This window comes from Klebsiella sp. Ech2A, assembly GCF_030078455.1.
In the GTDB taxonomy this organism is placed as follows: domain Bacteria; phylum Pseudomonadota; class Gammaproteobacteria; order Enterobacterales; family Enterobacteriaceae; genus Klebsiella; species Klebsiella terrigena.
In genome coordinates this window covers 1-6066 of the sequence record NZ_JAQGFU010000238.1, presented here as the reverse complement: position 1 = coordinate 6066, position 6066 = coordinate 1, and the positions used below count along the sequence as shown (strand labels likewise).

Sequence of the window (6066 nt, the reverse complement as noted above, 5' to 3'; positions counted from 1 at the left end):
GATCGTATTGGCGGTCGGAATATCGATCCCGGTTTCAATAATGGTGGTGCAGACCAGCACGTTAAAGCGCTGGTGGTGGAAATCGTTCATCACCCGCTCAAGCTCGCGTTCGCGCATCTGCCCGTGACCGATGGCGATGCGCGCCTCGGGCACCAGCGCGGCCAGTCGATCGGCGGCTTTTTGGATGTTTTCCACGTCATTGTAGAGATAGTAGACCTGGCCGCCGCGCAGTATTTCACGCAGCATGGCCTCGCGTACCACCAGCGCATCGTACTCGCGAACGAAGGTTTTCACCGCCAGGCGGCGCGCCGGCGGGGTGGCGATAATAGACAGATCGCGCATGCCGCTCATGGCCATATTCAGGGTACGCGGGATCGGCGTCGCGGTGAGCGTCAGAATATCGACATCGGCGCGCATGGCCTTGATGCGCTCCTTATGCCGCACGCCGAAGCGGTGCTCCTCATCGACGATCAGCAGCCCAAGATCGCGCAGCTTCACTTCGCTCTGCAGCAGCTTGTGGGTGCCGATCAGAATATCGATTTTGCCCTCGGCCGCCTGTTCCAGAATCTGCGTCTGCTCTTTGGCGCTGCGGAAGCGAGACAACATTTCGATGCGCACCGGCCAGTTGGCGAAGCGGTCGCGGAAGTTGTCGAAGTGCTGCTGAGCGAGCAGGGTCGTCGGCACCAGCACCGCCACCTGCTTATGGTTTTCTACCGCCAGGAAGGCGGCGCGCATGGCAACTTCGGTTTTACCAAAGCCCACGTCGCCGCAGACCAGACGGTCCATCGCCAGCGGCTGGCACATATCGCTCAGCACCGCGTTGATGGCCTGGGCCTGATCGGGGGTGGTTTCAAACGGGAAGCCGTCGCAAAAGAGCTGATACTGTTCGCGATCGTGCTTAAAGGCAAAGCCGGATTTGACCGCGCGCTGGGCATAAATATCCAGCAGCTCCGCCGCCACGTCGCGCACCTTCTCCGCCGCCTTTTGCCGCGCTCGCGCCCAGGCGTCGCCGCCGAGCTTGTGCAGCGGGGCGCTCTCCTCCGCACCGCCGGCATAGCGGCTAATCAGATGGAGCGAGGAGACCGGGACGTACAGTTTGGCGTCATTGGCGTAGGTGAGCATCAGGTATTCACCCTTGATGCCGCCGGCCTCGAGAGTGGTCATTCCCGCATAGCGGCCGACGCCGTGCTCAAGATGCACCACCGGCTGGCCGATATGCAGCTCCGCGAGGTTGCGAATCAGGGTATCGGGGTTAATGGTGCGCCGCGAGTCCTGGCGTCGGCGCGCCACGCGCTCGCCCAGCAGATCGCTTTCACAAATTAGCGCCAGGCCGCGCGGGCTATCGATAAAGCCGTGCTCGGCGGCGCCAATCATCAGATAGCGGCCGCTGCCGGTCGCCTCTTCGAGACGCAGGATATGCTTTGGCGCAACCTTAATGCGCGCCAGCATTTCGCCCAACGCTTCGCGACGGCCCTCGCTCTCGACCGAGAAGATAACCGGCCCGCTGAAGGATTCGAGGAAGCGGCGCAGGTTATCCAGCGGCGCTTTGTTCTGCGCCTGAATCGCCAGCTCCGGCAGCTTCTGATAGCCGAGGTTGGTATGGGCCGCTTTCTCCGCCAGGCGGTCGGTTTTTAACTGCACGCGCGGCCATTTTTTCAGCTCGCTGAACAGCTCATCGCTGCGCAGCCAGAGCAGCTCCGGCGGCAGCAGCGGGCGCATGGGGTCAACGCCGCGGCTCTCAAAGCGGGCGTGAGTTTCGCTCTGGAAACGTTCGGCGCTGGCTTCCAGCTCGCCGGTATTGACGATCAGCGTGTTCGCCGGGAAGTAGCTAAACAGCGGCGGCAGCGGCTCGTTGAAAAACAGCGGCTGCCAGTATTCGATGCCGGTGGGCAGGGTGCCTTTGCTGACCTGCTGATAGATATGCTCGGCATCGCGCTTGACCTCGAAGCGATCGCGCCACTGGCTGCGGAACAGCTCGATGGCGGCCTGATCGGTCGGGAATTCGTGGGCGGGCAGCAGATTGATCGCCGCCACCTCTTCGAGCGTGCGCTGGCTGTCAACGTCAAACAGGCGCAGGCTGTCTATCTCATCATCGAAGAAATCGAGGCGATACGGCTGCTCGCTGCCCATCGGGTAGAGGTCGAGCAGGGCACCGCGGGTCGCGTATTCGCCGTGCTCCATGACCTGATCGACGTGGCGATAGCCCGCGCTATCCAACTGCTCGCGCAGGGTATCCCGCGACAGGCGCTGGCCTTTTTTCATCACCAGCGCGTGGCCGTGCAGGTAGCTATGCGGACAGACGCGCTGCATCAGCGTGCTGACCGGTACGATCAGCACGCCGCGCTGCATGGTCGGCAGCTGGTAAAGGGTCGCCAGACGGGAGGAGATAATATCCTGATGCGGCGAGAAGCTATCGTAGGGCAGGGTTTCCCAGTCCGCCAGGGCGATGACCATGCTGTCGGTAAACTGCCGAATTTCATCATTCAGGCGCAGGGCGTTTTGCATATCGGGGGCGACGAGGATCACCGGGCCGTCGTGACGCTCGGTCATTTCTGCGACCAGGGTCGCGCAGGCCGCGCCGGTGAGTTCGCCGAGCTGCCGCTGATCGCCGGGTTTGACCGGCAGTGAGTATCGATATTGTTGAGACATAGCGGTTGTTAGGATCCCTTAGAGCCTATCCCATTAGGCTTTTTTATTTGCCAGCAAAGTACGCCTACCGCAATAGGCTCTGAGTGATTCGCTCTACGATGTAGGGGCAAATCGCTGATATTCAATGCCTCTGATTATCCGCGATTGACCTTAATTCGCCAACCCGAATGACAAAAGGATGCTCGTTTGCGGGGAAAGATTCTGATAGATAAGAACTGACATATCAAATATCCGATTGATTTATCTTTACTTTTTCTCCGTCTGGCGACAAAAACTTACCGTTTCAGTGATTTACGCGTTGTGCTATGACATATATACTCGTGCATCGGCTATCAGCAACCAGATGGAATACATGTACCAACCTGCCGCACTCTTTATCGGCCTTCGCTACATGCGCGGGCGCGCAGCCGATCGCTTCGGTCGTTTCGTCTCCTGGCTTTCAACCATTGGCATTACGCTCGGCGTAATGGCGCTGGTGACCGTCCTGTCGGTGATGAACGGCTTTGAACGCGAGCTGCAGAACAACATCCTGGGGCTGATGCCGCAGGCCATTCTTAGCGCCCAGCAGGGCTCAATCAATCCGCAAACGCTGCCGGAAAGCGCCGTGAAGCTGCAGGGCGTCAGCCGGGTCGCGCCGCTGACCACCGGCGACGTGGTGCTGCAAAGCGCGCGCAGCGTCGCGGTTGGGGTAATGCTCGGCATCGACCCGGCGCAAAAAGATCCGCTGACGCCGTACCTCGTTAACGTCAGGCAGAGCGACCTGCAGGCCGGGAAATATAACGTTATTCTCGGCGAGCAGCTGGCCGGCCAGCTCGGGGTTAATCGCGGCGACCAGATCCGCGTGATGGTGCCGTCCGCCAGCCAGTTTACGCCGATGGGCCGCGTGCCGAGCCAGCGCCTGTTTAACGTTATCGGCACCTTCGCCGCCAGTAGCGAAGTCGACGGCTACCAGATGCTGACCAATATTGACGACGCGTCGCGCCTGATGCGCTACCCGCTGGGGAATATTACCGGCTGGCGCCTGTGGCTCAACCAGCCGCTGCAGGTGGATACGCTCAGCCAGCAAACCCTGCCTGAAGGTACGAAGTGGCAGGACTGGCGCGAGCGCAAGGGCGAGCTGTTCCAGGCCGTGCGGATGGAGAAAAATATGATGGGCCTGCTGCTGAGCCTGATTGTGGCGGTGGCGGCCTTTAATATCATCACCTCGCTCGGGATGATGGTAATGGAAAAACAGGGCGAGGTGGCGATTCTGCAAACCCTCGGCCTGACGCCGCGGCAGATTATGCTGGTCTTTATGGTGCAGGGCGCCAGCGCCGGCATCGTCGGCGCGCTGCTCGGCGCGCTGCTCGGCGTGCTGCTCGCCAGCCAGCTGAATAATTTGATGCCGATTATCGGCGCGTTTCTTGATGGCGCCGCGCTGCCGGTTGCCATCGAACCGCTGCAGGTGACGATCATTGCCCTGGTGGCGATGGTGCTGGCGCTGTTGTCAACGTTGTACCCTTCCTGGCGCGCTGCCGCCACCCAACCCGCTGAGGCTTTACGTTATGAATAAGATCCTGCTGCAATGCGACAATCTGTGCAAACGCTATCAGGAAGGCAACGTGCAAACGGACGTGCTGCACGATGTCAGCTTCAGCATTGAAGAGGGCGAGATGATGGCGATTGTCGGCACCTCGGGTTCCGGCAAAAGTACGCTCCTGCATCTGCTCGGCGGCCTCGATACGCCGACCTCGGGCGACGTTATTTTCTCCGGCCAGCCGATGAGCCAGCTCTCCGCCGCGGCCCGCGCCGACCTGCGCAACCGCGAGCTGGGCTTTATCTATCAGTTCCACCACCTGCTGCCGGATTTCACTGCCCTCGAAAACGTGGCGATGCCGCTGCTGATCGGCAAGCAGAAGGCGGCCGATATCGAACGCCAGGCAAAAGAGATGCTGCGCGCGGTCGGCCTTGAGCACCGCAGCAACCACCGTCCGTCCGAGCTCTCCGGCGGCGAACGCCAGCGCGTGGCGATTGCCCGTGCGCTGGTCAACAAGCCGCGGCTGGTGCTGGCGGATGAGCCGACCGGTAACCTTGACGCCCGCAACGCCGACAGCATCTTCCAGCTGCTGGGCGAGCTCAATATCGCACAGCGCACCGCGTTCCTGGTGGTGACCCACGATCTGCAGCTGGCCAAACGGATGAACCGCCAGCTGGAAATGCGTGACGGCCACCTGAACGCGGAACTGACCCTGATGGGGGCCGAGTAATGGCCTCTCCGTTATCCCTATTGATCGCCCTGCGCTTTAGCCGCGGGCGTCGACGCGGCGGCATGGTGTCGCTTATTTCGGTGATTTCGACCGTCGGCATTGCGCTGGGCGTGGCGGTGCTGATCGTCGGCCTGAGCGCCATGAACGGCTTCGAGCGCGAGCTCAATAACCGCATTCTGGCGGTGGTTCCCCATGGGGAAATCGAGCCGGTTAAGCAGCCCTGGAGCAACTGGAACGAGGCGCTGGCGAAGGTTGAGAAGGTCAAGGGTATCGTTGCGGCGGCGCCCTATATCAACTTTACCGGACTGGTGGAGAGCGGCAGCAACATGCGCGCCATTCAGGTCAAGGGCGTCGACCCTCAGCAGGAGAGTCGCCTGAGCTCGCTGCCGACCTTCGTGCAGAACAACGCCTGGGCCGGCTTTAAGCCCGGCGAGCAGCAGATTATTTTAGGTAAGGGCGTCGCCGACGCGCTGCGCGTTAAGCAGGGCGACTGGGTATCGATAATGATCCCCAACTCCGACGCCGAGCACCAGCTGCTGCAGCCGAAACGCGTCAGGCTCCACGTCACCGGGATCCTGCAGCTGAGCGGCCAGCTCGATCACAGCTTCGCGATGATCCCGATGGCGGATGCTCAGCAGTATCTGGATATGGGCAGCAGCGTCACCGGGATCGCCATCAAGGTCACCGATGTCTTCCACGCCAATACCCTGGTACGCGACGCCGGTGAAGTCACCAACAGCTACGTCTATATCAAGAGCTGGATCGGCACCTACGGCTATATGTATCGCGACATCCAGATGATCCGCGCCATTATGTATCTGGCGATGGTGCTGGTTATCGGCGTTGCCTGCTTTAACATCGTCTCCACCCTGGTGATGGCGGTGAAAGATAAAAGCAGCGATATTGCGGTGCTGCGCACGCTCGGCGCGAAAGACGGCCTGATCCGCGCGATTTTCGTGTGGTATGGTTTACTTGCCGGTTCGGTCGGAAGCCTGATCGGGGTCGCCATTGGCGTGGTTTGCGCGCTGAAGCTGACGTCGATTATTAACGGCCTTGAATCCCTGATTGGGCATAAATTCCTCTCCGGCGACATCTATTTTATCGACTTCCTGCCGTCTGAACTGCACTGGCTGGACGTCATTTACGTGCTGGTGACGGCACTGTTGCTGAG

4 protein-coding genes are annotated in these 6066 nt (G+C 60.6%); 3 read left to right on the top strand and 1 reads right to left on the bottom strand.

All coding sequences use genetic code 11. The annotated features are described in order from the left end of the window. Positions 1–2649, bottom strand: a 2649-nt coding sequence (gene mfd / locus PFH44_RS24160) for a transcription-repair coupling factor (RefSeq protein WP_283826401.1), incomplete at its 3' end; no start/stop codon positions are given. A 352-nt stretch (positions 2650–3001) separates the two neighbouring features. Here mfd and lolC point away from each other — a divergent pair. The 3 genes from lolC to lolE all read left to right on the top strand — a co-directional run. Further along, a complete protein-coding gene (gene lolC / locus PFH44_RS24155; protein ID WP_283826400.1) occupies positions 3002–4201 on the top strand; it encodes a lipoprotein-releasing ABC transporter permease subunit LolC in 1200 nt (399 codons plus the stop codon). Beyond that, entirely contained in the window at positions 4194–4895 is a 702-nt protein-coding gene (gene lolD, locus PFH44_RS24150) for a lipoprotein-releasing ABC transporter ATP-binding protein LolD (protein ID WP_283826399.1), read from the top strand. The genes lolC and lolD overlap by 8 nt, the downstream gene beginning before the upstream one ends. Further along, positions 4895–6066: lipoprotein-releasing ABC transporter permease subunit LolE (lolE, locus tag PFH44_RS24145; RefSeq protein ID WP_283826398.1), on the top strand; the 1172-nt coding region annotated here is incomplete at its 3' end. The genes lolD and lolE, both read left to right, overlap by 1 nt.